31 protein-coding genes are annotated in these 20683 nt (G+C 35.0%); 4 read left to right on the top strand and 27 right to left on the bottom strand.

All coding sequences use genetic code 11. The features are described 5' to 3' along the window. Positions 1 to 45 precede the first annotated feature (45 nt). A complete protein-coding gene (locus AC1Q7L_RS10040; RefSeq protein ID WP_410691328.1) occupies positions 46 to 960 on the bottom strand; it encodes a dimethylarginine dimethylaminohydrolase family protein in 915 nt (304 codons plus the stop codon). Positions 961 to 1285: 325 nt separating this feature from the next. Between AC1Q7L_RS10040 and AC1Q7L_RS10035 the strand changes: the two genes are divergently transcribed. After that, positions 1286 to 1432 (top strand): hypothetical protein, encoded by a 147-nt coding sequence (locus AC1Q7L_RS10035; protein WP_492305278.1) that lies wholly within the window; start codon positions 1286 to 1288, stop codon positions 1430 to 1432. A 59-nt stretch (positions 1433 to 1491) separates the two neighbouring features. Here AC1Q7L_RS10035 and AC1Q7L_RS10030 read toward each other — a convergent pair whose 3' ends face one another. Next, positions 1492 to 1869: a winged helix-turn-helix transcriptional regulator gene (locus AC1Q7L_RS10030; RefSeq protein ID WP_492305277.1), complete on the bottom strand. Its 378-nt coding sequence runs from the start codon at positions 1867 to 1869 to the stop codon at positions 1492 to 1494. A gap of 123 nt (positions 1870 to 1992) precedes the next feature. On the opposite strand from AC1Q7L_RS10030, the gene AC1Q7L_RS10025 reads away from it, so the two are divergent. Together AC1Q7L_RS10025 and AC1Q7L_RS10020 are read left to right on the top strand one after the other, a co-directional pair. Next, positions 1993 to 2787 (top strand): SDR family oxidoreductase, encoded by a 795-nt coding sequence (locus AC1Q7L_RS10025; protein WP_492305276.1) that lies wholly within the window; start codon positions 1993 to 1995, stop codon positions 2785 to 2787. A gap of 22 nt (positions 2788 to 2809) precedes the next feature. Continuing rightward, a complete protein-coding gene (locus AC1Q7L_RS10020; RefSeq protein ID WP_492305275.1) occupies positions 2810 to 3133 on the top strand; it encodes a nuclear transport factor 2-like protein in 324 nt (107 codons plus the stop codon). A gap of 73 nt (positions 3134 to 3206) precedes the next feature. On the opposite strand, the gene AC1Q7L_RS10015 is transcribed toward AC1Q7L_RS10020, so the two are convergent. From AC1Q7L_RS10015 to AC1Q7L_RS10005, 3 genes are all read right to left on the bottom strand, one after another. After that, the gene (locus tag AC1Q7L_RS10015; RefSeq protein ID WP_410691333.1) at positions 3207 to 4493 is read right to left on the bottom strand and encodes a citrate synthase; all 1287 of its coding nucleotides are present in this window, start codon (positions 4491 to 4493) and stop codon (positions 3207 to 3209) included. Positions 4494 to 4576: 83 nt separating this feature from the next. Beyond that, the gene (gene eno, locus AC1Q7L_RS10010) at positions 4577 to 5869 is read right to left on the bottom strand and encodes a phosphopyruvate hydratase (protein ID WP_410691334.1); all 1293 of its coding nucleotides are present in this window, start codon (positions 5867 to 5869) and stop codon (positions 4577 to 4579) included. 186 nt (positions 5870 to 6055) lie between these two features. Then, positions 6056 to 7918 (bottom strand): glycoside hydrolase family 35 protein, encoded by a 1863-nt coding sequence (locus AC1Q7L_RS10005; protein WP_492305274.1) that lies wholly within the window; start codon positions 7916 to 7918, stop codon positions 6056 to 6058. Between the two features lie 210 nt (positions 7919 to 8128). On the opposite strand from AC1Q7L_RS10005, the gene AC1Q7L_RS10000 reads away from it, so the two are divergent. Continuing rightward, positions 8129 to 8563, top strand: a complete 435-nt coding sequence (locus AC1Q7L_RS10000; RefSeq protein WP_492305273.1) for a hypothetical protein — start codon at positions 8129 to 8131, stop codon at positions 8561 to 8563. Positions 8564 to 8603: 40 nt separating this feature from the next. Here the strand turns inward: AC1Q7L_RS10000 and AC1Q7L_RS09995 are convergent, their stop codons facing one another. From AC1Q7L_RS09995 to rplP, 22 genes are all read right to left on the bottom strand, one after another. Next, positions 8604 to 10673 carry a T9SS type A sorting domain-containing protein gene (locus AC1Q7L_RS09995; protein WP_492305272.1) on the bottom strand — a complete coding sequence of 690 codons (2070 nt, stop codon included), beginning with the start codon at positions 10671 to 10673 and terminating at the stop codon, positions 8604 to 8606. A gap of 76 nt (positions 10674 to 10749) precedes the next feature. Further along, entirely contained in the window at positions 10750 to 11274 is a 525-nt protein-coding gene (gene rplQ, locus AC1Q7L_RS09990) for a 50S ribosomal protein L17 (RefSeq protein ID WP_034725967.1), read from the bottom strand. Positions 11275 to 11280: 6 nt separating this feature from the next. Then, positions 11281 to 12276 (bottom strand): DNA-directed RNA polymerase subunit alpha, encoded by a 996-nt coding sequence (locus tag AC1Q7L_RS09985; RefSeq protein ID WP_123982592.1) that lies wholly within the window; start codon positions 12274 to 12276, stop codon positions 11281 to 11283. 33 nt (positions 12277 to 12309) lie between these two features. Then, entirely contained in the window at positions 12310 to 12918 is a 609-nt protein-coding gene (gene rpsD / locus AC1Q7L_RS09980; RefSeq protein WP_072407383.1) for a 30S ribosomal protein S4, read from the bottom strand. 19 nt (positions 12919 to 12937) lie between these two features. Further along, entirely contained in the window at positions 12938 to 13327 is a 390-nt protein-coding gene (gene rpsK, locus AC1Q7L_RS09975) for a 30S ribosomal protein S11 (protein WP_034702879.1), read from the bottom strand. Between the two features lie 12 nt (positions 13328 to 13339). Further along, positions 13340 to 13717, bottom strand: coding sequence for a 30S ribosomal protein S13 (gene rpsM / locus AC1Q7L_RS09970; RefSeq protein WP_066752851.1), 378 nt, complete (start codon positions 13715 to 13717; stop codon positions 13340 to 13342). A gap of 9 nt (positions 13718 to 13726) precedes the next feature. Further along, positions 13727 to 13843, bottom strand: coding sequence for a 50S ribosomal protein L36 (rpmJ, locus tag AC1Q7L_RS09965; protein WP_007839480.1), 117 nt, complete (start codon positions 13841 to 13843; stop codon positions 13727 to 13729). A 63-nt stretch (positions 13844 to 13906) separates the two neighbouring features. Beyond that, positions 13907 to 14122 carry a translation initiation factor IF-1 gene (gene infA / locus AC1Q7L_RS09960; protein WP_047401287.1) on the bottom strand — a complete coding sequence of 72 codons (216 nt, stop codon included), beginning with the start codon at positions 14120 to 14122 and terminating at the stop codon, positions 13907 to 13909. Positions 14123 to 14125: 3 nt separating this feature from the next. Continuing rightward, complete coding sequence (secY, locus tag AC1Q7L_RS09955) at positions 14126 to 15505, bottom strand: preprotein translocase subunit SecY (protein WP_034702876.1); 1380 nt, start codon at positions 15503 to 15505, stop codon at positions 14126 to 14128. Positions 15506 to 15514: 9 nt separating this feature from the next. After that, the gene (gene rplO, locus AC1Q7L_RS09950) at positions 15515 to 15964 is read right to left on the bottom strand and encodes a 50S ribosomal protein L15 (protein WP_066752854.1); all 450 of its coding nucleotides are present in this window, start codon (positions 15962 to 15964) and stop codon (positions 15515 to 15517) included. An 18-nt stretch (positions 15965 to 15982) separates the two neighbouring features. Then, the gene (rpmD, locus tag AC1Q7L_RS09945) at positions 15983 to 16159 is read right to left on the bottom strand and encodes a 50S ribosomal protein L30 (RefSeq protein ID WP_007839493.1); all 177 of its coding nucleotides are present in this window, start codon (positions 16157 to 16159) and stop codon (positions 15983 to 15985) included. Between the two features lie 10 nt (positions 16160 to 16169). Further along, positions 16170 to 16691 (bottom strand): 30S ribosomal protein S5, encoded by a 522-nt coding sequence (gene rpsE / locus AC1Q7L_RS09940; protein ID WP_123982590.1) that lies wholly within the window; start codon positions 16689 to 16691, stop codon positions 16170 to 16172. 19 nt (positions 16692 to 16710) lie between these two features. After that, entirely contained in the window at positions 16711 to 17064 is a 354-nt protein-coding gene (rplR, locus tag AC1Q7L_RS09935; RefSeq protein ID WP_123982588.1) for a 50S ribosomal protein L18, read from the bottom strand. A 15-nt stretch (positions 17065 to 17079) separates the two neighbouring features. Further along, the gene (gene rplF, locus AC1Q7L_RS09930) at positions 17080 to 17625 is read right to left on the bottom strand and encodes a 50S ribosomal protein L6 (RefSeq protein ID WP_410691338.1); all 546 of its coding nucleotides are present in this window, start codon (positions 17623 to 17625) and stop codon (positions 17080 to 17082) included. 17 nt (positions 17626 to 17642) lie between these two features. Next, on the bottom strand, positions 17643 to 18041 hold the full coding sequence (gene rpsH / locus AC1Q7L_RS09925) for a 30S ribosomal protein S8 (RefSeq protein ID WP_072407375.1): 399 nt from the start codon (positions 18039 to 18041) through the stop codon (positions 17643 to 17645). Positions 18042 to 18187: 146 nt separating this feature from the next. Then, a complete protein-coding gene (rpsN, locus tag AC1Q7L_RS09920) occupies positions 18188 to 18457 on the bottom strand; it encodes a 30S ribosomal protein S14 (RefSeq protein ID WP_034712998.1) in 270 nt (89 codons plus the stop codon). Between the two features lie 3 nt (positions 18458 to 18460). Then, positions 18461 to 19012 carry a 50S ribosomal protein L5 gene (rplE, locus tag AC1Q7L_RS09915; RefSeq protein WP_054512039.1) on the bottom strand — a complete coding sequence of 184 codons (552 nt, stop codon included), beginning with the start codon at positions 19010 to 19012 and terminating at the stop codon, positions 18461 to 18463. Positions 19013 to 19025: 13 nt separating this feature from the next. Continuing rightward, a complete protein-coding gene (gene rplX, locus AC1Q7L_RS09910) occupies positions 19026 to 19352 on the bottom strand; it encodes a 50S ribosomal protein L24 (protein WP_054512040.1) in 327 nt (108 codons plus the stop codon). Between the two features lie 22 nt (positions 19353 to 19374). Next, the gene (gene rplN, locus AC1Q7L_RS09905) at positions 19375 to 19743 is read right to left on the bottom strand and encodes a 50S ribosomal protein L14 (RefSeq protein WP_066752865.1); all 369 of its coding nucleotides are present in this window, start codon (positions 19741 to 19743) and stop codon (positions 19375 to 19377) included. A 2-nt stretch (positions 19744 to 19745) separates the two neighbouring features. After that, complete coding sequence (rpsQ, locus tag AC1Q7L_RS09900; RefSeq protein WP_052186088.1) at positions 19746 to 20003, bottom strand: 30S ribosomal protein S17; 258 nt, start codon at positions 20001 to 20003, stop codon at positions 19746 to 19748. 11 nt (positions 20004 to 20014) lie between these two features. Beyond that, positions 20015 to 20203 (bottom strand): 50S ribosomal protein L29, encoded by a 189-nt coding sequence (gene rpmC / locus AC1Q7L_RS09895; RefSeq protein WP_066752868.1) that lies wholly within the window; start codon positions 20201 to 20203, stop codon positions 20015 to 20017. A gap of 12 nt (positions 20204 to 20215) precedes the next feature. Continuing rightward, positions 20216 to 20641 (bottom strand): 50S ribosomal protein L16, encoded by a 426-nt coding sequence (rplP, locus tag AC1Q7L_RS09890; protein WP_066752872.1) that lies wholly within the window; start codon positions 20639 to 20641, stop codon positions 20216 to 20218. Between the last annotated feature and the right edge of the window lie 42 nt (positions 20642 to 20683).

Raw genomic sequence — 20683 nt, 5'->3', positions numbered from 1 at the left:
CACTAACATTCTCCCACTCTCCAACACTAAAACTCTACTATGCTCCTACTCCCTAACAAGCGGCATCGTTGAACAACGTAGAAGCCCTCCCATTTTAGAAATTTCTCTGTACGGAATTTCTTCAACGGTCATTCCCCATTCGTTTCTCAGGTGATTATTCATTCTTGTGAACGCTTTATCTGACACTACAATTTCCGGAGAGATTGAGAAAATATTCGGGCACATTTCAAACATTTCTTCGTCTGTAACGTGGAAACAGTTTTCTTCCCCGAAAATATCGATGATCAAACGGTAATCACTTTCATCCACAAAACCGTTTTTGTAAATGATACATTTATCTTTTCCAACCGGATTGAATGTACAATCTAAGTGTAAAATTCCCTCGTATGGAATTCTGTCATTTTTCTTTAATTCTAAATCGATAATTCTCTTTTTTGGAAAATATTCCTTTAGAATTTCAATCGCGTATTCGTTGGTTCTGGCTGTTTTATAATTTCTGTAATCTTCACTGAAACATGTTCCGATGAAAAGAAAATCGTTCCAAACAATTACGTCGCCACCTTCAATGTGGGCAGTTTCTGGAAGGTTGATTATTGTTCTCCATGCTACTTTTTCGTAAACATTTTTGTAAGCTTCCTGCTCATCGGCTCTGTCTGCAATGACGTTTGAAATGATCATTTTATCATCAATCACAAAAGCTACATCTCTTGCGAAAACCTGATTGTAATCTTTAATGATACTTGGACGAAGCACTTCTACATCATATTTTTTCAAAACTGCTTCAAAAGCATTCATTTCATTGATGATATCCTCTTCTTTTGGATACATGTTGTTTTCGATTGAGTAATATGACTTGGCATCATAACTTTCCTCAAGTGTGGGAACGGGTCCCATTGAATTGGGTTGGCCTAAAACTACTGATCTCAGCCTCCCCGTTTCGTTTTTAATGTTTAGTTTCATAAAGATTTATGCAATACTACAAATATAAGTAAAGGTCTGTATTTAGGAAACTTTTGAGCTGTTTTATAAACAAGCTTTAATTTTATACTGCAAAATCTCAGTTCTACAGTTTTTAGTTAAGTTTTTTTGAATTAATGGCAGATTTAATTGCTTTCATCAAAGCGTTTGAAAGATAATTTTAGATCTAACATATTGCTAATTATTAATTTACATATAAAATTTTATTCACATTTAAAATAAATTCATATATTAGTGATATAGTTTTCGCGAAAATTAAACTTAACTATTAACATCAAATCACAAAATCATGAACAAGAAAAACCCAGTGCTGAAACACGCACAAAAATTAGGAAGAGATCAACAAAAATCAATTGTAGGAGGCATCGCAATCGGTGGAGCAAGACGCTGCTGCGAGTGGGATGACTCAGGAAAATGCTATATCTGGACTTGTAACAACTGCCAATGTCCTTAATTAAAAATAAAAAACCTGCTTACACCAAGCAGGTTTTACTTTTATCAGATATCATTTTTTTAACTTTTTTCTCCTGAAATATTTTCTAATCGATTAAGAATAACTGTTCTCAGACGTTCTTCATTTTCGTCTCCCCATTGTCCTAAAACAGAGATCACAGGTATCAAAGTTTTACCAAAATCGGTAAGACTGTATTCAACTTTTGGGGGAACGACGGCATAAATTTTCTTCGTAACTAATTGGTGCTCTTCCAATTCATTCAATTGGATATTTAAAACTCTGCGGGAAGCATCCGGAATTTTCCTCTGCAACTCACTTGGTCGCAGAAAACCTTCATTGATAAACCATAACAAACGGATTTTCCATTTGCCATAAAGAACTTCACCGATCAGATCTAGTCCACAATTTAAATTTGGCGGAATTTTTCTTTCATACATATTACAAAATTAGTCAATGTTCTAAAAACAGCAATAGGGGAAAAATTTATCCCTATATGAATCGTATTTCCGTACTTGTATAAACTCATCATACTCCTGAAATTTGTACCAAACTTTAAACATATGAACGAACAATTTAATTTTAATAATGAACTAAGCAATAAAATAGCCTTAGTAACAGGTGGAACAAAAGGCGCAGGAAAAGCCATTGCAGAGAGACTATTAATTGCAGGTGCAACAGTAATCGTGACGGCAAGAAACCAACCAGAAATCATGAATGAAAACATTCATTTTATCGCTGCAGATCTGAGTAAAGCTGAAGGTACACAAAAAGTTGTAGAAGAAGTTTTGTCAAAATTCGGGAAGCTTGATATTTTAATTAATACTCTTGGCGGTGCGGAAACAAAAGGCGGCGGATTTTCTGTTTTAACGGATGAAGATTGGGAAACATCCATTCAAACAAATTTATTAGCTCCGGTTCGTTTAGACAGAGGATTTTTACCCCAAATGATCGAACAAAAATATGGAGTAATTATCCACATTGCTTCCATTCAAGGGAGATTACCGTTGTATGATTCTACTTTGCCTTATGCAGCTGCAAAAGCGGGTTTAATTAATTACAGTAAAGGTTTATCTAAAGAAGTTTCTTCAAAAGGGGTTCGCGTTTTGACGGTTTCACCGGGCTGGATCATGACAGATTCTTCGACGAGAATGATGGAAAGAATCGCTGAAAGTTCAAATTCAACGATAGAAGAAGCAACCCAAAGTGTGATGGATGCACTGGGCGGAATTCCCATCGGAAGGCCTGCTCAACCGGAAGATATTGCTGAATTTGTCGGATTTTTAGTTTCACCAAGAGCAAGTTATTTAACCGGAACTGAATATGTAATCGATGGAGGAACGATTCCAACAATTTAAATTAACCAAAAAAAATATAAAAATGGATTTACCTATTATTTTAAAAAATTTATTAAAAGCTCAGGAAAACTTTGACAGTATTTCATATTCAGAGTGTTTTTCGGACAATGCACAGGTCTTTGATGAAGGAAAAACCCACCAAGGAAAAGAAGAAATAAAAGACTGGAACGAAAAAACCAATGCAGAATATAAAACCAAGCTAGAAGCTATTGATGTTTTTAATGAAGATAAAATGACCGTTTTAACAACTAAAGTTTCGGGAACTTTTGATGGAAGTCCGATTGTTTTAAAGTATAACTTTGAGATTGAAAATGAAAAAATTTCAAGTCTGAGAATTACTAGCTAATTTTTCATTATTTAAAACAAAAAAAAATCCCAAAGCACAAAACTTTGGGATTTATATTTATCTGAAACAAATATTATCTGTTTACTAAATCGATATAGTCTCTTTTTTGAGCTCCTTGGTAAACCTGTCTTGGTCTTCCGATCGGGTCTCCTTTTAATCTCATTTCTTTCCATTGAGCGATCCATCCCGGAAGTCTTCCTAATGCAAACATTACTGTAAACATTTCTGTAGGAATTCCTAAAGCTCTGTAGATAATTCCCGAATAGAAATCTACGTTTGGATATAATTTTCTTTCGATGAAGTACTCATCTTCCAATGCTACTTTTTCTAACTGCATAGCAATATCAAGAGCTTTGTCTTCAATTCCTAGTGCAATTAATAAATCGTCAGCAGCTTTTTTGATAATTTTCGCTCTTGGATCGAAGTTTTTGTAAACTCTGTGTCCGAATCCCATCAAACGGAAGCTGTCGTTTTTATCTTTCGCTTTTTCAACCCACTTGTTAACATCTCCACCGTCTTTTTCAATCAATTCAAGCATTTCGATAACTGCTTGGTTTGCACCACCGTGAAGTGGTCCCCAAAGTGCAGAAATACCAGCAGAAACTGAAGCAAAAAGACCTGTGTGAGCAGAACCTACCATTCTTACAGTAGATGTAGAACAGTTTTGCTCGTGGTCTGCATGAAGAATTAATAATTTATCTAAAGCAGCAGTTACCACAGGGTTGATTTCAAACTCTTCATTTGGTAATCTGAATGCCATTTTGTAGAAATTCTCTACATAGTTTAGGTTGTTATCTCCGTGGTTTAATGGTAAACCTAGAGTTTTTCTGTACGTCCAAGCAGCAAGGTGAGCAAATTTAGCAATAAGCAATTCTGCAGCAAGATCCATTTCTTCTTTAGAGTTTACGTTAACCGCTTTCGGGTTGAAGGCAGTTAAAGCAGAAGTTAAAGAAGATAAAACTCCCATTGGGTGAGCAGAACGAGGGAAAGCATCGATGATTTTTTTCATCTCCTCTGCTACGAAGTTATATTTTTTAATATTACCGTTGAAGGTATTGAATTGGTCTGAAGTTGGTAATTCACCGTGTAACAAAAGGTACATTACTTCTGTGAAGTTAGACTTTTCAGCAATCTGCTCAATAGGATATCCTCTGTAGAATAATTCCCCTTTATCACCGTCTAAGTAAGTAATGTCGCTAAGTGTAGCTCCTGTATTTTTGTAACCTAAATCTAGAGTGATTAAACCTGTTTGGTCTCTTAGCTTTGAAATATCGATCCCTCTGTCTCCGATAGTACTATCCACGATTGGATATTCATATGAATTACCGTCGTAATTCAATATTACTTTGTTGTCTGACATTTATTTATTTTTTTTCTAAATTTACTAAATTCCATAAAATACGGCAAACAAAAATTATCGCTTGCCGTTATTTATAATTTCGATTATCTTTTGATCTTAAATGCACCTAATCCTGGGAAAATTGCTGTTTCTCCTAGAGCTTCTTCGATTCTCAATAATTGATTGTATTTCGCCATTCTGTCTGATCTTGAAGCAGAACCTGTTTTGATCTGTCCGCAATTCATTGCTACAGCTAAATCAGCGATTGTAGAATCTTCAGTTTCTCCTGATCTGTGAGACATTACTGAAGTGAATTTGTTATGTTGAGCCATTTGTACAGCTGCCATTGTTTCAGAAAGAGAACCAATTTGGTTTACTTTTACAAGGATTGAGTTAGCAATTCCTTCTTCAACACCTCTTGCTAATCTTTCAACATTTGTTACGAATAAATCGTCACCTACCAATTGTACTCTGTCACCGATCTTGTCAGTTAACATTTTCCAACCTTCCCAGTCATTTTCCTGCATACCATCTTCGATAGAAATGATTGGGTATTTATTTGCAAGATCAGCTAAATAAGAAACTTGCTCACTGCTTGTAAATTGTGCAGCATCCGGAGTCTGGAATTTTCTGTAATCATAAATTCCGTCTTTATAGAATTCTGAAGCAGCACAGTCTAATGCGATCATTACATCGTCACCAGGCTTGTAACCAGCTTTTTCAATTGCCTGAAGCAAAGTATCCAAAGCATCTTCAGTTCCTTTGAAAGTTGGTGCAAAACCACCTTCGTCACCTACCGCAGTAGAAAGACCTCTTGAATGAAGAATTGCTTTTAGGCTGTGGAAAATCTCAGTTCCTTTTCTCAACGCGTGAGAGAAAGAATCTGCTTTTACCGGCATTACCATAAATTCCTGGAACGCGATAGGCGCATCAGAGTGAGAACCACCGTTGATAACGTTCATCATCGGAACAGGAAGTGTATTAGCATTAACACCACCTACATATTTATATAAAGGCATTTTCAATTCTGCTGCTGCTGCTTTTGCCGCTGCCAATGAAACTCCAAGGATTGCATTTGCTCCAAGACTTCCTTTATTAGGTGTACCATCAAGCTCGATCATGATCTGATCTAAAAGATTCTGATCAAAAACCGGAAGACCAACTAACTCAGGCGCTATTACTTCTCTTACGTTTTCAACAGCTTTAAGAACTCCTTTCCCCAAATATTCTGAACCACCATCACGTAATTCAACCGCTTCATGTTCTCCTGTAGATGCTCCCGAAGGTACTGCAGCACGACCCATTGCGCCACTTTCTGTAAATACATCTACTTCTACTGTAGGATTTCCTCTTGAATCCAAAATTTGTCTCGCTTCTATGTAAGAAATGTAACTCATTTTTCCGTTTTTTTTATAGTTTATACAAATTTAATCAATTTTTAACTTTTTTGATCATAAATGGACTGCCTTTTCGACCAATTCCAAGTTAAATTTTAGTTAATATTGAAAAGCAAAAAAGACAGTATTTCATCTTTTAAACAAAATTAGTTCCTGATATTTTTATTTTAAAATTTTTAGCAATAATTAATTAACCAATTGATCAAGAATCGGAGTTTTTATACTACTAATTTCAGAAATATTATTTTCATTGATTTGTTCAAAAATCTGAATCGTATTCTTTCCTTTATTTAGCCAAACTCCAGGAACATACAAAGTAAGTTGCGGCCCGACTCTGCTCCAATATCTTCCAATATTTTTACCGTTAATAAAAACAATTCCTTTTCCAAATTTTCGCATATCGAGAAATGTATCTCCTGTTTCTTCAAGTATGAATTCACCTTCCTTTAAGGCCGGTGTGCTTATGGCAATATCTTTTTCTTTATAATTGATCTTTGGAAATTTATCAAAAGGTAACGGATACATTTTCCAATTGCCATTAATTTCATTTCCATTGATGATTACGGGACTGATTATTCCTTTTAAATTATGAACAATCTCAGCTCCATAATTTATTCGTCCCATGTTTTCGACAATAATATCTAAGGTTTCGCCTTTTTTAATATCTATTTCAAGATCGTATTTTTTGTAATATCTGTTGACTTCGCCTTTCCATAATTGATTGATATAAATATTGGCGTAATCTCTCAATCCTTTTATCTCGAGCTTTCCTTTGTAATCGACCTCAAATTTTCTTCTGTATAAAATGTAGCCGTGGCCAATATTAAGATCTTCAAATGTCAAAGGTTTATCTGCTGAGATTGATTTTTGCTGATCAATAATATCAAATAATGAAGTTGTTTTTAATTTTATATCTGAAAAAGAAATTACTTTCATCGGTTTTGGAACATCAGGAAGTTTTTCTTTATTTAAATTTTGAAAAACATTTCTCAACGCATCATATTTTGGAGTAGTCCAGCCTGCTTCACTGATCGGAGCGTCATAATCGTAACTTGTAATGTCGGGCTGAATGTCGCGGTCTTTATCATAATTCGCACCGCTAGTAAATCCAAAGTTTGTACCTCCGTGAATCATGTAATAATTAAACGAAATTCCATTTTTTAAATATAATTCTGTCTGCTTTACAACATCTTCTGTGGAAACTTTTACAAAAGGTTCTGCCCAATGATCGAGCCAGCCCGGATAATATTCTGCAACCATGTACGGACCTTTACCTCCGTGATATTCATTGATACTTTTTTTGAGAGTCTCGATATTACTTTCTCCATTTGCAGTTGGTAACGCTCCTTCAATAGAACCTCCTTTGAAAAGAGAACTAGCATCAGAAGTAAAAAATGGAACTGAAATTCCAGATTTCACCAATAGATCTTTTATTTTATGGCTGTACTTTCTGTGTTGTTCCAATGAAATATCTTTTCTTTGGGCAACATAAGATCCAAATTCATTTTCAGCCTGAACCATAATTACAGCACCTCCATTATTAATCTGCATCGGAATAATCTGCTTTGCCAATTGATTGATATATTTCTCACATTCTTTAAGAAAAGCTTTATTATCAGTTCTAATTTCTAAATTTTTATCTTTTTGCAACCACCAAGGATATCCTCCGAATTCCCACTCAGCACAAACGTAAGGGCCGGGACGAATGATTACATACAGTCCTACCTCCTGTGCAGTTTTTATAAATTTCTGTAAATCTTTTTCACCAGAGAAGTTCCATTTTCCTGGACTTTCTTCGTGGTAGTTCCAGAAAACATACGTGGTGACTGTATTCAGTCCCATTGCTTTCATCATCTGTAATCGATGTTTCCAATATTGGGAAGGTACTCTTGGATAATGAAGTTCACCAGAATAAATGTTGAATTGTTTTTTATTCAACCAAAAATGTCCGTCTTTAATTTCAAAACTTTTAATATTTTTTTGGGAGAAAGCTGAAATACTGATGAGGATCAATAGAAATATATACAAATATTTAAACTTGATTTTCATAACAAATGTGATTTTTACAAATCTAAATAAAAAAACAAATAATTGATTAAAATCTTATGATTTAACCATTTTTGAAAATTTAATTACACATTTACTTAAGATTTTATATTTAAGCGATAATTATTGGTTTGTTTTTTGTTTTATTAAATTTATTCTAATTTCTTTACGACAGAAAATTAACTTTCAAATACATTAAAAAGAATAAATAACATGAAAAAAGGACTTTTAATCACAGCTTCTCTTGTAGCTTTATCATTAGTAAGCTGCAACAAGACTGAAAGTGGAAACAAAAATATCATCAAATCTGATAGTTCGGAAACAACGATTGTTGATAATAATGGGAAAATAGATTCTTCGACGGTAAATTCATCTACGATAATAGTTAATGGACAGAAAACAGAAAAGACAGATTTTGTTTACAAAGCAACAGATGGTGCTTTAGTAAAAGTAGTTTTCAAAAATGATCCGAAAGAAAGTACGGTTGCCATTACAAGCAATAAAAAAACTTTCACACTGGAAAAGAAAGAAACAAAGGATGGCGAAACGGTTTATAAAAAAGATGATATGACAGCAAGAGTAAAAGGAGATAGTATTCATCTTGAGCAAGGCAATAACGTGATTGAACTGAAAAGGACAAAAATCTAAAACATAAAAAAACCGTTCAGAAATCTGAACGGTTTTTTATTTATTTCTTAATTACCTTTTCTAAGTATGTCTTATCTTCAGTAATAACTTTTACAAAATAGTTTCCTTTTTCAAGATCAGAAATATCGATTGAATTTGATTTTGGGTTCCCTATATTTTTAAAAATTCTTCCAGAGATATCAAATACTGTAATATTTTTAATCTGATCTTTAATATCAAAATATAAAGTTGAAGAAGTAGGATTTGGATAAATTCTTATTTTATTATTCGTTTCTAATTTAGGATCGTTGGTAGAGAGGTTCCCAGTCACAAAATCCAATACATAAAAACCTGTATATCCTACTGCAACCATATAGTTTTTAGAAAAAGCGACCTTGTTTATATAACCACCGGGTGTAAGCAATAACTGTGTATCTATAATTTTCAGCCATGAAGCGCCATAGTTTGTTGTTTTATAAACATCTCTTTCGTCGTCCATCGCATATCCAGTACCATCCGAAAAAACGTCATAATCTTTAAATGACACCATTGGTGAAGGCACAGAATTCCATGTACTTCCTAAATTCGTTGTATAATATTTTCCGAAATAAACCCTTGAAGAGTTTCCAAAAACAATATTTCTTACATCTGCAATTGCTCCGGGAAAGTTTGTAACGGCACTCCATGTTAATCCTCCGTCCAATGTTTTCATGATCTTGGTTTGGTTCACAAGAAATCCTACATTGTCATCAATAAACTTCATGGAAGTAACTTCAGATTCTACATTTACCTGAGGAGTCCAGCCCGTTGCAGCAGAATATGTAGAAACAAATCCTGTAAACGCAAATGAATTAGTACCCATATTGGCAATTGCATAATTTCCGTTTGGTTTCATGGCCGGAACTCTTAATTGCAAATTGGGTGATATTTGCTGAGTCCAGGTCAGTCCATTATCATCTGTGATCCAAAATTGGGACAGTCCTAAAGAAATTCCTTTACCATTGGGTAATATATTCATTGGCCCGACCGGATAAGGATTGTATAATGCCGCTGTCCAGGTATATCCTCTATCCTGAGAAAAATATCCCATTGCAGGTACAGCTGCATAATTTTCAAATGCATAAACCTTATTATAAGGTTGTGAATAGATCCATTTAATGTTTAATGGATTCCATGTTAATGCATTATTTGTACTTTTAAAAATTGTATGGCGTAAAGTATAAGGATCATCATTATTTGTCCCTGCAAGAATAAAATCCGGGTGGATTGCCAGACATGTAAAACCATGAAAAGAAGAAGGGTACATATCTCCTGTATTTGTCCAGGACTCTCCGGTAGCAGTTTTATATAATTTATTCGGATTTACTATGGCAATATATTCATTGTTATAAACTTTAATGTCATTTACAGTTCCAATTCCTGCCGCTTCATTCCACGTATTTCCACCATCTAAAGTATATAAAGGATTTCCGCCATATTTTACAGCAATTCCATTCATTGAATCTTTAAAAGTAACTTTCGTAAACTCAACAGAGCTTGTATTCATTTTAGTCCAGGTCTGTCCTCCATCGGTGGTCTTAAAAATAAAACTGTTCCCACTAGTTGCATCTGTAACGCAAAATCCAGTATTGGCATCAGTAAAATACACACTTGTAATTCTGTCCTGGTATACTGTCGGAACGATGGCACTCGTCCATGTCGCTCCACCATTAACGGACTTATACATTCTGCTGTTTCCACCACTTACGAATATTGTATTATCATTCAATACAAAAATAGATTCAGCATTACCGGGAAAAGTGTAAGAAACTCCAGGAGTTGAAAACTTAGGATCAGTGATTCTAAAATCTGTCCCTATTACAGCATATCCTTTATTATTATGAACCGTAAAATCGTAAACTGTTTTTGCATTATCATTAATCTGTCTCCAGGTCTTCCCATTATTTTCAGTAATAACCAAATCATCAGTACCGTTATTCTTCTGGACAAGATAACTTCCGTCTGGTAAGATTTCCATTTTCATGATCTCTTCCAGGCGTAAAAAAGGTGTTACAAGCTGCCAGTCTAAATTTGTCTGAGCAAAACTTATAATACAAAATTGTAATAAAATAAAAAGTAAAGTTTTTTTCATGGTCATAATTTTTATAAAAATAAAGGAGCCTGTAAATAAATACACGCTCCTTTTATATTTTGAAGAAAATATTATATTATTCCTCAGTTTTCTCTTCAGTAGAATCAGTTGCTTCAGCCTTAGGCTCTTCAACTTTTTCTTCTACTTTAGGAGCATCAGCAACTACAGCTTCTTTTTTAGCAGTTGTAGCTCTTCTACTTCTTCTAGTAGTCTTTTTCTCTTCAGCATTAGGATTGTAAAGTTCGTTGAAATCAACTAGCTCGATAAGAGCCATATCAGCAGCATCACCTTGTCTGAAACCAGTCTTGATGATTCTTGTATATCCGCCGTTTCTTTCTGCGATTTTAGGAGCTACTGATCTGAAAAGTTCAGTAACCGCTTCTTTACTTTGAAGATATGAAAAAACAATTCTTCTATTGTGTGTAGTATCTTCTTTTGCCTTTGTTAATAGAGGTTCAACATATACTCTTAAAGCTTTCGCTTTAGCTACAGTAGTGTTGATTCTTTTATGCTCAATTAGAGAACAAGCCATATTAGAAAGTAAAGCACTTCTATGAGAAGCTGTTCTTCCTAAGTGATTGAATTTTTTACCGTGTCTCATTATTAATTATTTATCAGCGTCTAACTTATATTTTGCAACGTCGAAACCGAAGTTAAGACCTTTTGAATGCACTAATTCTTCTAGTTCTGTCAAAGATTTTTTACCAAAATTTCTGAATTTCATCAAATCAGACTTACTGTAAGAAACCAGTTCTCCAAGAGTTTCTACTTCAGCTGCTTTTAGACAGTTAAGGGCTCTTACTGAAAGATCCATATCTGCTAATTTAGACTTAAGAAGTTGTCTTGTGTGAAGAGTTTCTTCATCGTACTGGATAGATGCTTTTACAGCTTCAGTCTCCAACGTGATTCTCTCATCAGAGAACAACATGAAGTGATAAATTAATATCTTAGAAGCTTCTGTTAAAGCATTCTGAGGGCTGATAGAGCCATCAGTTTCTATATCTAATACAAGTTTTTCGTAGTCTGTCTTTTGCTCTACACGATAATTCTCAATACTGTATTGTACTTTCTTAATAGGGGTAAAAATAGAGTCAATAGCAATAGTTCCTACAGGAGCATTGTTTGTCTTATTTTGTTCCGAAGGAACATAACCTCTACCTTTCTCTACATTGAAGGTGATTTCGAAAGTTACATCACTGTTTAGGTTACAGATTAATAAATCCGGATTTAAAATCTCGAATCCATTGATTGATTTACCTAAATCTCCAGCAGTAATAATCGTTTGTCCCGAAACTTTAGCAACAACCTGCTCATTTGTCTGGTTTTCTGCCGTAGCTTTTAGTCTTACCTGCTTAAGGTTAAGAATAATTTCGGTTACGTCTTCGATTACTCCTGGAATAGTTGAAAATTCGTGCTCTACACCTTCTATTTTGATAGATGAAATAGCATATCCTTCCAGAGAAGAAAGCAACACTCTTCTCAAAGCATTACCGATTGTAAGCCCGAAACCTGGTTCTAGAGGTCTGAATTCGAATTGACCTTTAAATTCATCAGAGTTAAGTAAAATTACTTTATCGGGTTTTATGAATTGTAAAATTGCCATATTATTGGGTTGAGCAAAAATTTGATTAAAAAATTATTTAGAGTAAAGTTCGACGATAAGCTGTTCCTTGATGTCTTCCGGGATTTGGATTCTCTCAGGAGCAGAGATGAAAGTACCTTCTTTCTTCTCATCGTTGAATTGTAACCACTCATAATTTGCTTTAGCAGCTAATGAGTCAGTAACAACTTCAAGAGATTTAGATTTCTCTCTTACAGCGATTACGTCACCAGCTTTTACTAAATAAGAAGGGATGTTAAGGATCTCACCATTCACAGTAATGTGTCTGTGAGAAGTTAACTGTCTAGCACCAGCTCTGGTTTTAGCAAAACCTAATCTGTATACTACGTTATCCAATCTTGATTCACAAAGCTGTAATAGAACTTCACCTGTTACACCTTTACTTCTGTGTGCTTTATCGAATAAGTTTGCAAACTGTCTTTCTAAAATACCGTAAGTATATTTAGCTTTTTGTTTTTCAGCTAACTGAACTGCATATTCTGATTTTTTAGCACCTCTTCTTTTGTTAGGACCATGTTGTCCTGGCGGTTGGTTTTTTCTCTTTTCGAAGTTTTTATCATCTCCGTAGATTGCAGCACCAAACTTTCTAGCAATCTTAGTTTTAGGTCCAATATATCTTGCCATAATGGGTAAATTCTAAAAATTAAACTCTTCTTCTTTTTGGTGGTCTACATCCATTGTGTGGCATAGGAGTAACGTCAATAATTTCGCTAACTTCAATACCTGAATTGTGAATTGTTCTGATCGCAGATTCTCTACCTGCACCAGGACCTTTCACATACACCTTTACTCTTCTTAGTCCAGCTTCGTGGGCTACGTTAGAGCAATTTTCAGCTGCCATTTGAGCAGCAAAAGGAGTGTTCTTTTTAGAACCTCTGAATCCCATTTTACCGGCAGAAGCCCAAGAGATAACTTCTCCGCTTTTATTTGTTAAAGAAATGATGATGTTATTGAAAGAAGCTTGAATATGCGCTTCACCAATAGCTTCAACTTTTACTTTTCTTTTTTTAACTACTTTACTTTGTTTTGCCATAATTCCTAACGATTATTTACTTGCTTTTTTCTTGTTAGCAACTGTTTTTCTCTTTCCTTTACGGGTTCTCGAGTTGTTTTTCGTTCTCTGGCCTCTTAAAGGTAGTCCTAGTCTGTGACGTATTCCTCGTTGGCATCCTATGTCCATCAATCTCTTGATGTTCAATTGCACTTCAGATCTTAATTCACCTTCAACTTTTACGTTTTCAGTAATAAAATTTCTGATTGCAGCCAATTCATCGTCATTCCATTCGTTGACTTTCTTATCTTCGCTAATACCGGCAGCTTTAAGGATTTCAGAAGAAGTACTTCTTCCAACTCCATAAATATAAGTCAAACCGATAACGCCTCTTTTGTTTTTTGGTAAATCAATACCTGCAATTCTCGCCATAATTTAATATTAGCCTTGTCTTTGTTTAAATTTTGGGTTCTTCTTGTTGATTACAAATAGTACACCCTTTCTGCGTACGATCTTGCAATCAGCACTTCTTTTTTTGATTGATGCTCTAACTTTCATTTGATAGTATTTATTTTTTAACAATAGCCAAATGGAAACCCGAAGACTCCATTTGGCGGTTGTTTAATATCTAAAAGTAATTCTCCCTTTTGTCAAATCATAGGGAGACATTTCTAGTTTTACCTTATCACCAGGTAAAAGTTTAATATAATGCATTCTCATTTTACCAGAAATATGAGCGATAAGCATATGCCCATTTTCTAGCTCTACACGGAACTGGGCGTTCGAAAGTGCTTCCGTAATAACGCCGTCTTGTTCAATATGTTTTTGTTTTGCCATAAATTAATATCCAGTCGTTCTTGACAGTTTAGACTGCATTAAGCCATCATAGTGATGGTTCAGCAGATATGTATTAATCTGTTGAACTGTATCCAAAATAACTCCCACCATAATCAATAGTGATGTTCCCCCGAAAAATAGGGCGAACGCATCTGTCTGAACAAAGCTTCCATGCACAATTGCTGGAAGGACTGCAAAGATAGATAAAAATATTGCACCTGGCAAGGTAATTTTTGATAAAATATCATCTAAATAATCAGCTGTCTCTTTACCGGGTCTTACTTTCGGTACTAAACCTCCATTTCTCTTCAAATCATCAGCCATTTGGTTTACCGGAATAGTAATTGCAGTATAGAAAAATGAGAAGATAATAATTAATAGCGCGAACAATACGTTGTACTGCCAGCTAAAAACATTCTTGAAACCTGCAAGAAAAGTATTAGACTCATCGAATTTAGTTAATAAACCAGGTACGAACATCAATGCCTGAGCAAAGATAATTGGCATAACACCGGCAGCATTAACTTTCAATGGAATCCATTGTCTTGCTCCTTGCATAAGATTTCTATTTACACCTCCTCTTGCTTGAGCTCTGCTTACATATTGAATTGGAATTTTTCTAACAGCGACCGATAGGACGACTGCTAAAAGAACCACCAACATCCAGAATATCACTTCAATAAGGATCATGATAGATCCCATTCCTCCTTTTCCGTTCTGCACGGCCATTTCCTGTACAAATGCTTCTGGAAGTCTAGATAAGATACCAACCATAATAAGGATAGAAATACCATTTCCGATTCCTTTGTCAGTAATTTTCTCACCTAACCACATTGCAAATACTGAACCGGCAACAAGTATAACAATACTTGGTAACCAGAACATGATAGAGTTTGGCTCTACATAGTATGCAGATTGGAACTGAGCATATGGTAAGAATAATTGAGTAATAGAAGTTAAATAAGAAGGTGCCTGTACAAGACAAACCCCAATTGTTAACCATCTAGTAATTTGATTCAATGTATTTCTACCGGACTCTCCATCTTTCTGAAGTTTCTGAAGATAAGGAATAGCCATCCCCATCAACTGAACAATAATAGAAGCTGAAATATAAGGCATGATACCTAACGCCATTACAGAAGCGTGACTGAAAGCCCCACCCGTAAACGACGAAAGCAAGCCAAGGAGACCTGCTCCTTGCTTGTTACCGCCTTGATTTTTATAATGCTCTAAGAGATCCCCTACTTCTGCAAGGTTAATTGCAGGCAACGAGATATAAGATGCGAATCTATACACAAGGATAATACCTAACGTAAAGAGAATTTTATCTCTTAATTCCTTTAGGCTCCAAATATTCTTAAGGGTTTGTATAAATTCTTTCATTAGTTACTATTATAATGTAATTGCTTGTCCACCTGCTTTAGAGATAAGCTCTAATGCAGATTTAGTGAATTTATCAGCAGAGATTGAAACCGCAGATTTCAATTCTCCTCTACCCATAATTTTCACTGATTCGTTTTTAGTAGCTAAACCGTTTTGTACCAAAACTTCTTTTGTAATATCTCCTGTTACAGATTTAGTATCAATTAAAGTTTGAATATCGTCTAGGTTAATAGCTCTAAATTCTTTTCTGTTTACATTTTTGAAACCGAATTTCGGTAATCTTCTTTGTAAAGGCATTTGACCTCCTTCAAAACCGATCTTCTGAGAATAACCAGCTCTTGCTTTCTGTCCTTTGTGACCTTTCGTAGAAGTACCTCCTTTTCCACTACCTTGACCTCTACCAATTCTTTTTGAACTAAAAGTAGAACCTGCAGCAGGTTTTATGTTGTTTAAATTCATTTTAATTTCTTTTTAAAATTATTTTTGAACTTCAAGTAAATGACTAACTGCAGCTATCATACCTAAAATAGAAGGCGTAGCTTCGTGTTCTACAACTTGGTGAAGTTTCTTAAATCCTAATGCTTCAAGCGTTCTCTTTTGGGTTTTTGTTCTACCAATAGCGCTTCTTACTTGTTTTACTTTAATTGTTGCCATTGTTTATTTATTAACCGTTAAACACTTTACTTAAAGAAACTCCTCTCATTCTTGCAATTTCTTCAGGTCTTCTGATGTCTAACAACGCTTTGAAAGTAGCTTTCACTACGTTGTGAGGGTTAGAAGATCCTTTAGATTTTGAAAGGATATCGTGAATACCAGCAGACTCCAATACCGCTCTTACTGCACCACCTGCAATAAGTCCTGTACCGTGAGAAGCAGGTCTCAAGAAGATATCTGCACCACCATATCTAGCAGTAGTTTGGTGAGGGATTGTATGGTTCATTACAGGTACCTTAACAAGGTTTTTCTTAGCGTCTTCAACTGCTTTCGCAATTGCAGAAGCAACCTCTTTAGATTTACCTAAACCGTAACCAATAACTCCTTCTTCATTTCCAACAACAACGATAGCAGAAAACCCGAAAGCTCTACCACCTTTTGTTACTTTAGTTACTCTGTTAACTGATACGAGACGATCTTTTAATTCTAATCCTCCCGGTTTTACTCTTTCTATATTATCTAGTCCTAACATATTTTCCGAAATTTAATGATTAGAATTTAAGTCCTCCTTCTCTCGCACCGTCAGCTAGAGCCTTCACTCTACCGTGGTATACGAAACCGTTTCTATCAAATACAATAGCTCCAATTCCTGCAGCAACTGCTTTAGCAGCAATAGCTTTACCAACAGCGGCAGAAACTTCACTTTTTGTACCTTTAGCGTCAACTCCTTTATCTCTAGAAGAAGCAGATACTAAAGTTTTACCGTCTTTGTCATCGATTAACTGAGCGTAAATTTCCTTATTACTTTTATATACAGATAATCTTGGCAATTCAGAAGATCCAGAGATTTTCCCTCTTACTCTTCTTTTTATTCTTATTCTTTTTTCTACTTTACTTAATGCCATAATACTTATAATTTATTAAGCAGATTTACCAGCTTTACGTCTAACAATTTCTCCTACGAATCTTACACCTTTTCCTTTGTATGGCTCAGGCTTTCTGAATGAACGGATCTTTGCAGAAACCATTCCTAGAAGTTGCTTGTCATGAGACGTTAAAGTAATAATTGGGTTTTTACCTTTTTCAGTCAATGTGTCGATTATTACTTCTTTTGGAAGTTCTAAAACGATACCGTGAGAGAATCCTAAAGCTAATTCAAGTTTTTGACCTGAATGAGAAGCTCTGTATCCTACCCCTACTAGTTCTAACTTTTTTGTGAAACCTTCAGCAGTTCCCAAAATCATGTTATTGATTAACGCGCGGTATAAACCGTGTAGCGCTCTGTGTTGTTTAGAATCAGACGGTCTGCTGAATGTAAGCACACCATCGTTTTGTTCTAAAGTAATTCCTTCTGTAAGCTCCTGAGTAAGTTCTCCTTTTGGACCTTTAACAGTTACTACACCTTCTTTTTCAGTGACAGTAACACCAGCGGGAATAGTTATAATTGCTTTACCAATTCTTGACATTTTCCTTTGATTAAAAATTAATAAACATAGCAGATTACTTCACCGCCTACTTTCTCTTCTCTAGCTTTTTTATCAGTCATTACCCCTCTAGAAGTAGAGATAATAGCGATACCCAAACCGTTCAATACTCTTGGAAGTTCAGTAGAACCTTTGTATTGTCTTAGACCTGGTCTTGAAGCTCTTTGGATAGACTTGATTGCAGGCTTGCTAGTTTGCTTGTCATACTTCAAAGCTATTTTGATCGTTCCTTGAACAGCGCTCTCTTCAAACTTGTAGTTTAAGATATACCCTTGATCAAATAAGATTTTTGTAAGCTCCTTTTTGATTTTCGATGCAGGAATTTCCACCACCTTGTGGCCTGCGCTTTGTGCGTTCCTTACTCTTGTTAGGAAATCTGAAATTGGATCTGTTACCATTTTTCTTTTTTAAATTATTGGTTAAAGACAATCAGTATTGAAGGGACTTGAAGATTAAAATATCAGACTTCAGAAAAACTTCGGTCTGATATTTATTTCTTTAGTATCCAGACAACTTAATTGTCCCGATTTTTAATTAGTATTGACTACCAACTAGCTTTTTTCACTCCCGGAATAAGACCGTTGTTGGCCATTTCACGGAAAGTTACTCTTGAAAGACCGAAAGTTCTCATGTAACCTCTTGGTCTACCTGTTAGTTTACATCTGTTGTGTAATCTTACAGGAGAAGCATTTTTTGGTAATTTTTGAAGTCCTTCATAATCACCAGCTTCTTTTAAAGCTTTTCTTTTCTCAGCGTATTTAGCTACAGTAGCTTCTCTTTTGCGCTCACGCGCTTTCATTGATTCTTTAGCCATTTCTTAGTTCTTTTTGAAAGGTAAACCGAAGTGAGTTAACAATGCTTTAGCTTCTTTATCTGTTTTCGCAGTTGTAACGAAAGTGATGTCCATCCCTTGGATTTTTTTCACTTTGTCGATTGCGATCTCAGGGAAGATAATTTGCTCAGTAATACCTAAGTTATAATTACCTCTACCATCGAAACCATCAGCTTTAATACCAGAGAAATCTCTAATACGTGGCAAAGCAGAAGCAGTAAGTCTGTCTAAGAATTCGTACATTTTGCTAGCTCTAAGAGTTACCTTAGCACCTACAGGCATACCTTTTCTTAATTTGAAAGCTGCTTCATCTTTCTTAGAAATAGTACCTACAGCTTTTTGGCCAGTAATATTTGTAAGTTCTTCTACAGCATAATCAATAATTTTCTTGTCTGCAGTAGCATCACCCAAACCTTGAGATAGGATGATTTTTTCTAATCTAGGTACCTGCATTACAGATTTGTACCCAAATTCTTCCATCATTGCAGGAACAATTGTTTCTTTATATGCTTTCTTGGGTCTTGCGATATATTCCATGTGTTATTTAAAATTATAAAGTTTCACCCGTTTTTTTGTCGATTCTTACTTTCTTATCTCCATCGATTTTGTAACCGATTTTGATAGCTTTTCCGTCTTTACCAACTAAAGCTATGTTTGAGATATGAATAGAAGCTTCTTTTTCTGTGATTCCTCCTTGAGGATTTGAAGCTGAAGGCTTAACGTGTTTTTTAACGATGTTAAGTCCTGCAACGATAACTCTAGGGTCTTTTCCTTCTTTTTTGATCACTTCAATAACTTCACCAGTTTTACCTTTGATATCTTTCTTACCAGTAGTAATGATTACGTTATCTCCTCTTTTTATTTTTAACTTTGACATTTTCGTTTAAAAATTTTTAAAATTAAAGTACTTCAGGAGCCAATGAAATGATCTTCATATATTCTTTGTCTCTCAACTCACGAGCAACAGGTCCGAAAACACGTGTTCCTCTCATTTCTCCACCAGCGTTTAGTAAAACACAAGCATTGTCTTCGAATTTGATGTATGAACCATCTTTTCTTCTAACTGCTTTCTTAGTTCTTACTACTACCGCTTTAGATACTTGACCTTTCTTTGCGTTTCCTGATGGTGTAGAAGCCTTGATAGTAACTACAATCTTATCACCAACTGAAGCATATCTTCTTCTGGTACCACCCAGAACTCTGATTACTAGTACTTCTTTTGCACCAGTGTTATCAGCAACTTTTAATCTTGATTCTGTTTGTAACATTATTACTTAGCTTTTTCAATGATTCTTACTAATCTCCATCTCTTACTCTTGCTCATAGGTCTAGTTTCTTGGATAAGAACTGTATCTCCTTCTGTGCATTCGTTGTTTTCGTCGTGTGCAGTATATTTTTTCGTTTTTAATACGAATTTACCGTACATCGGGTGTTTCACTCTAGTCGTCTCACTTACAACAATGGTCTTTTCCATTTTATTGCTGGAAACTATTCCGATTCTTTCTTTTCTTAAGTTTCTTTCCATAATGTATGAAAATCTTATTGTTGTTTGTTAGTTAACTCAGTATTTAGTCTTGCGATCGTTCTTCTCAAATCTCTGATTTGAATTGGATTTTCAAGTGGGCTGATTTTGTGAGCTAATTTCATTTTAGTGAATTCAGCTTTAGCTTCAGCCAATTTTGCTTGAATATCTTCAGCGCTTAGATTTTTAATTTCAGCTTGTTTCATTGTATTCAAAGATTATAGAGGTTTAACAAAATCGTTAGCAACTACAAATTTAGTAACTATCGGTAATTTTTGTGCAGCAAGTCTTAATGCTTCTTTAGCGATTTCGTAAGATACTCCTCCGACTTCGAACATAATTTTACCTGGCTTCACTACAGCTACCCAATATTCCACAGCACCTTTACCTTTACCCATACGTACTTCGGCTGGTTTCTTAGTAATTGGCTTATCTGGAAATATTTTGATCCATAGTTGACCTTCTCTCTTCATATATCTTGTAGCAGCGATACGAGCAGCTTCAATTTGTCTTGCAGTGATCCAAGCTCCTTCTGTAGCTTTGATTCCGAAAGTTCCGTAAGCAAGTTGATTACCTCTTTGAGCAATCCCCTTCATCTTCATCTTATGAACTCTACGGAATTTGGTTCTTTTTGGTTGTAACATAATTTCTTAAATTTTAGATTTTAGAATTTAGATTTTAAAAAA

The organism is Chryseobacterium sp. GW823-FHT05E08, from assembly GCF_058795655.1.
Note: the sequence above shows the minus strand (reverse complement) of the source record. Positions and strands in the feature narration are given on the sequence as shown.

What these genes read in the sequence shown, in the direction of transcription:
- rplN (WP_066752865.1), bottom strand. Translation starts at nt 19,743, where the DNA reads ATGTTACAAACAGAATCAAGATTAAAAGTTGCTGATAACACTGGTGCA.
- AC1Q7L_RS10020 (WP_492305275.1), top strand. Translation starts at nt 2,810, where the DNA reads ATGGATTTACCTATTATTTTAAAAAATTTATTAAAAGCTCAGGAAAAC.
- rplO (WP_066752854.1), bottom strand. Translation starts at nt 15,964, where the DNA reads ATGAATTTAAACAACATAAAACCTGCTGCAGGTTCTACTTTTAGTTCA.
- rplP (WP_066752872.1), bottom strand. Translation starts at nt 20,641, where the DNA reads ATGTTACAACCAAAAAGAACCAAATTCCGTAGAGTTCATAAGATGAAG.
- rpmJ (WP_007839480.1), bottom strand. Translation starts at nt 13,843, where the DNA reads ATGAAAGTTAGAGCATCAATCAAAAAAAGAAGTGCTGATTGCAAGATC.
- rplX (WP_054512040.1), bottom strand. Translation starts at nt 19,352, where the DNA reads ATGTCAAAGTTAAAAATAAAAAGAGGAGATAACGTAATCATTACTACT.
- rpmD (WP_007839493.1), bottom strand. Translation starts at nt 16,159, where the DNA reads ATGGCAACAATTAAAGTAAAACAAGTAAGAAGCGCTATTGGTAGAACA.
- AC1Q7L_RS10015 (WP_410691333.1), bottom strand. Translation starts at nt 4,493, where the DNA reads ATGTCAGACAACAAAGTAATATTGAATTACGACGGTAATTCATATGAA.
- eno (WP_410691334.1), bottom strand. Translation starts at nt 5,869, where the DNA reads ATGAGTTACATTTCTTACATAGAAGCGAGACAAATTTTGGATTCAAGA.
- rpsM (WP_066752851.1), bottom strand. Translation starts at nt 13,717, where the DNA reads ATGGCGAGAATTGCAGGTATTGATTTACCAAAAAACAAAAGAGGCGTT.
- AC1Q7L_RS10005 (WP_492305274.1), bottom strand. Translation starts at nt 7,918, where the DNA reads ATGAAAATCAAGTTTAAATATTTGTATATATTTCTATTGATCCTCATC.
- rpsD (WP_072407383.1), bottom strand. Translation starts at nt 12,918, where the DNA reads ATGGCAAGATATATTGGACCTAAAACTAAGATTGCTAGAAAGTTTGGT.
- AC1Q7L_RS10040 (WP_410691328.1), bottom strand. Translation starts at nt 960, where the DNA reads ATGAAACTAAACATTAAAAACGAAACGGGGAGGCTGAGATCAGTAGTT.
- AC1Q7L_RS10000 (WP_492305273.1), top strand. Translation starts at nt 8,129, where the DNA reads ATGAAAAAAGGACTTTTAATCACAGCTTCTCTTGTAGCTTTATCATTA.
- infA (WP_047401287.1), bottom strand. Translation starts at nt 14,122, where the DNA reads ATGGCAAAACAAAAACATATTGAACAAGACGGCGTTATTACGGAAGCA.
- rpsK (WP_034702879.1), bottom strand. Translation starts at nt 13,327, where the DNA reads ATGGCAAAACAAAGTAAAGTAGTTAAAAAAAGAAAAGTAAAAGTTGAA.
- AC1Q7L_RS09985 (WP_123982592.1), bottom strand. Translation starts at nt 12,276, where the DNA reads ATGGCAATTTTACAATTCATAAAACCCGATAAAGTAATTTTACTTAAC.
- AC1Q7L_RS10030 (WP_492305277.1), bottom strand. Translation starts at nt 1,869, where the DNA reads ATGTATGAAAGAAAAATTCCGCCAAATTTAAATTGTGGACTAGATCTG.
- rpsE (WP_123982590.1), bottom strand. Translation starts at nt 16,691, where the DNA reads ATGTTAGGACTAGATAATATAGAAAGAGTAAAACCGGGAGGATTAGAA.
- rpsN (WP_034712998.1), bottom strand. Translation starts at nt 18,457, where the DNA reads ATGGCTAAAGAATCAATGAAAGCGCGTGAGCGCAAAAGAGAAGCTACT.
- rplR (WP_123982588.1), bottom strand. Translation starts at nt 17,064, where the DNA reads ATGGCATTAAGTAAAGTAGAAAAAAGAATAAGAATAAAAAGAAGAGTA.
- rpmC (WP_066752868.1), bottom strand. Translation starts at nt 20,203, where the DNA reads ATGAAACAAGCTGAAATTAAAAATCTAAGCGCTGAAGATATTCAAGCA.
- rplF (WP_410691338.1), bottom strand. Translation starts at nt 17,625, where the DNA reads ATGTCAAGAATTGGTAAAGCAATTATAACTATTCCCGCTGGTGTTACT.
- rpsH (WP_072407375.1), bottom strand. Translation starts at nt 18,041, where the DNA reads ATGGTAACAGATCCAATTTCAGATTTCCTAACAAGAGTAAGGAACGCA.
- AC1Q7L_RS09995 (WP_492305272.1), bottom strand. Translation starts at nt 10,673, where the DNA reads ATGAAAAAAACTTTACTTTTTATTTTATTACAATTTTGTATTATAAGT.
- rplQ (WP_034725967.1), bottom strand. Translation starts at nt 11,274, where the DNA reads ATGAGACACGGTAAAAAATTCAATCACTTAGGAAGAACAGCTTCTCAT.
- rplE (WP_054512039.1), bottom strand. Translation starts at nt 19,012, where the DNA reads ATGGAATATATCGCAAGACCCAAGAAAGCATATAAAGAAACAATTGTT.
- AC1Q7L_RS10025 (WP_492305276.1), top strand. Translation starts at nt 1,993, where the DNA reads ATGAACGAACAATTTAATTTTAATAATGAACTAAGCAATAAAATAGCC.
- secY (WP_034702876.1), bottom strand. Translation starts at nt 15,505, where the DNA reads ATGAAAGAATTTATACAAACCCTTAAGAATATTTGGAGCCTAAAGGAA.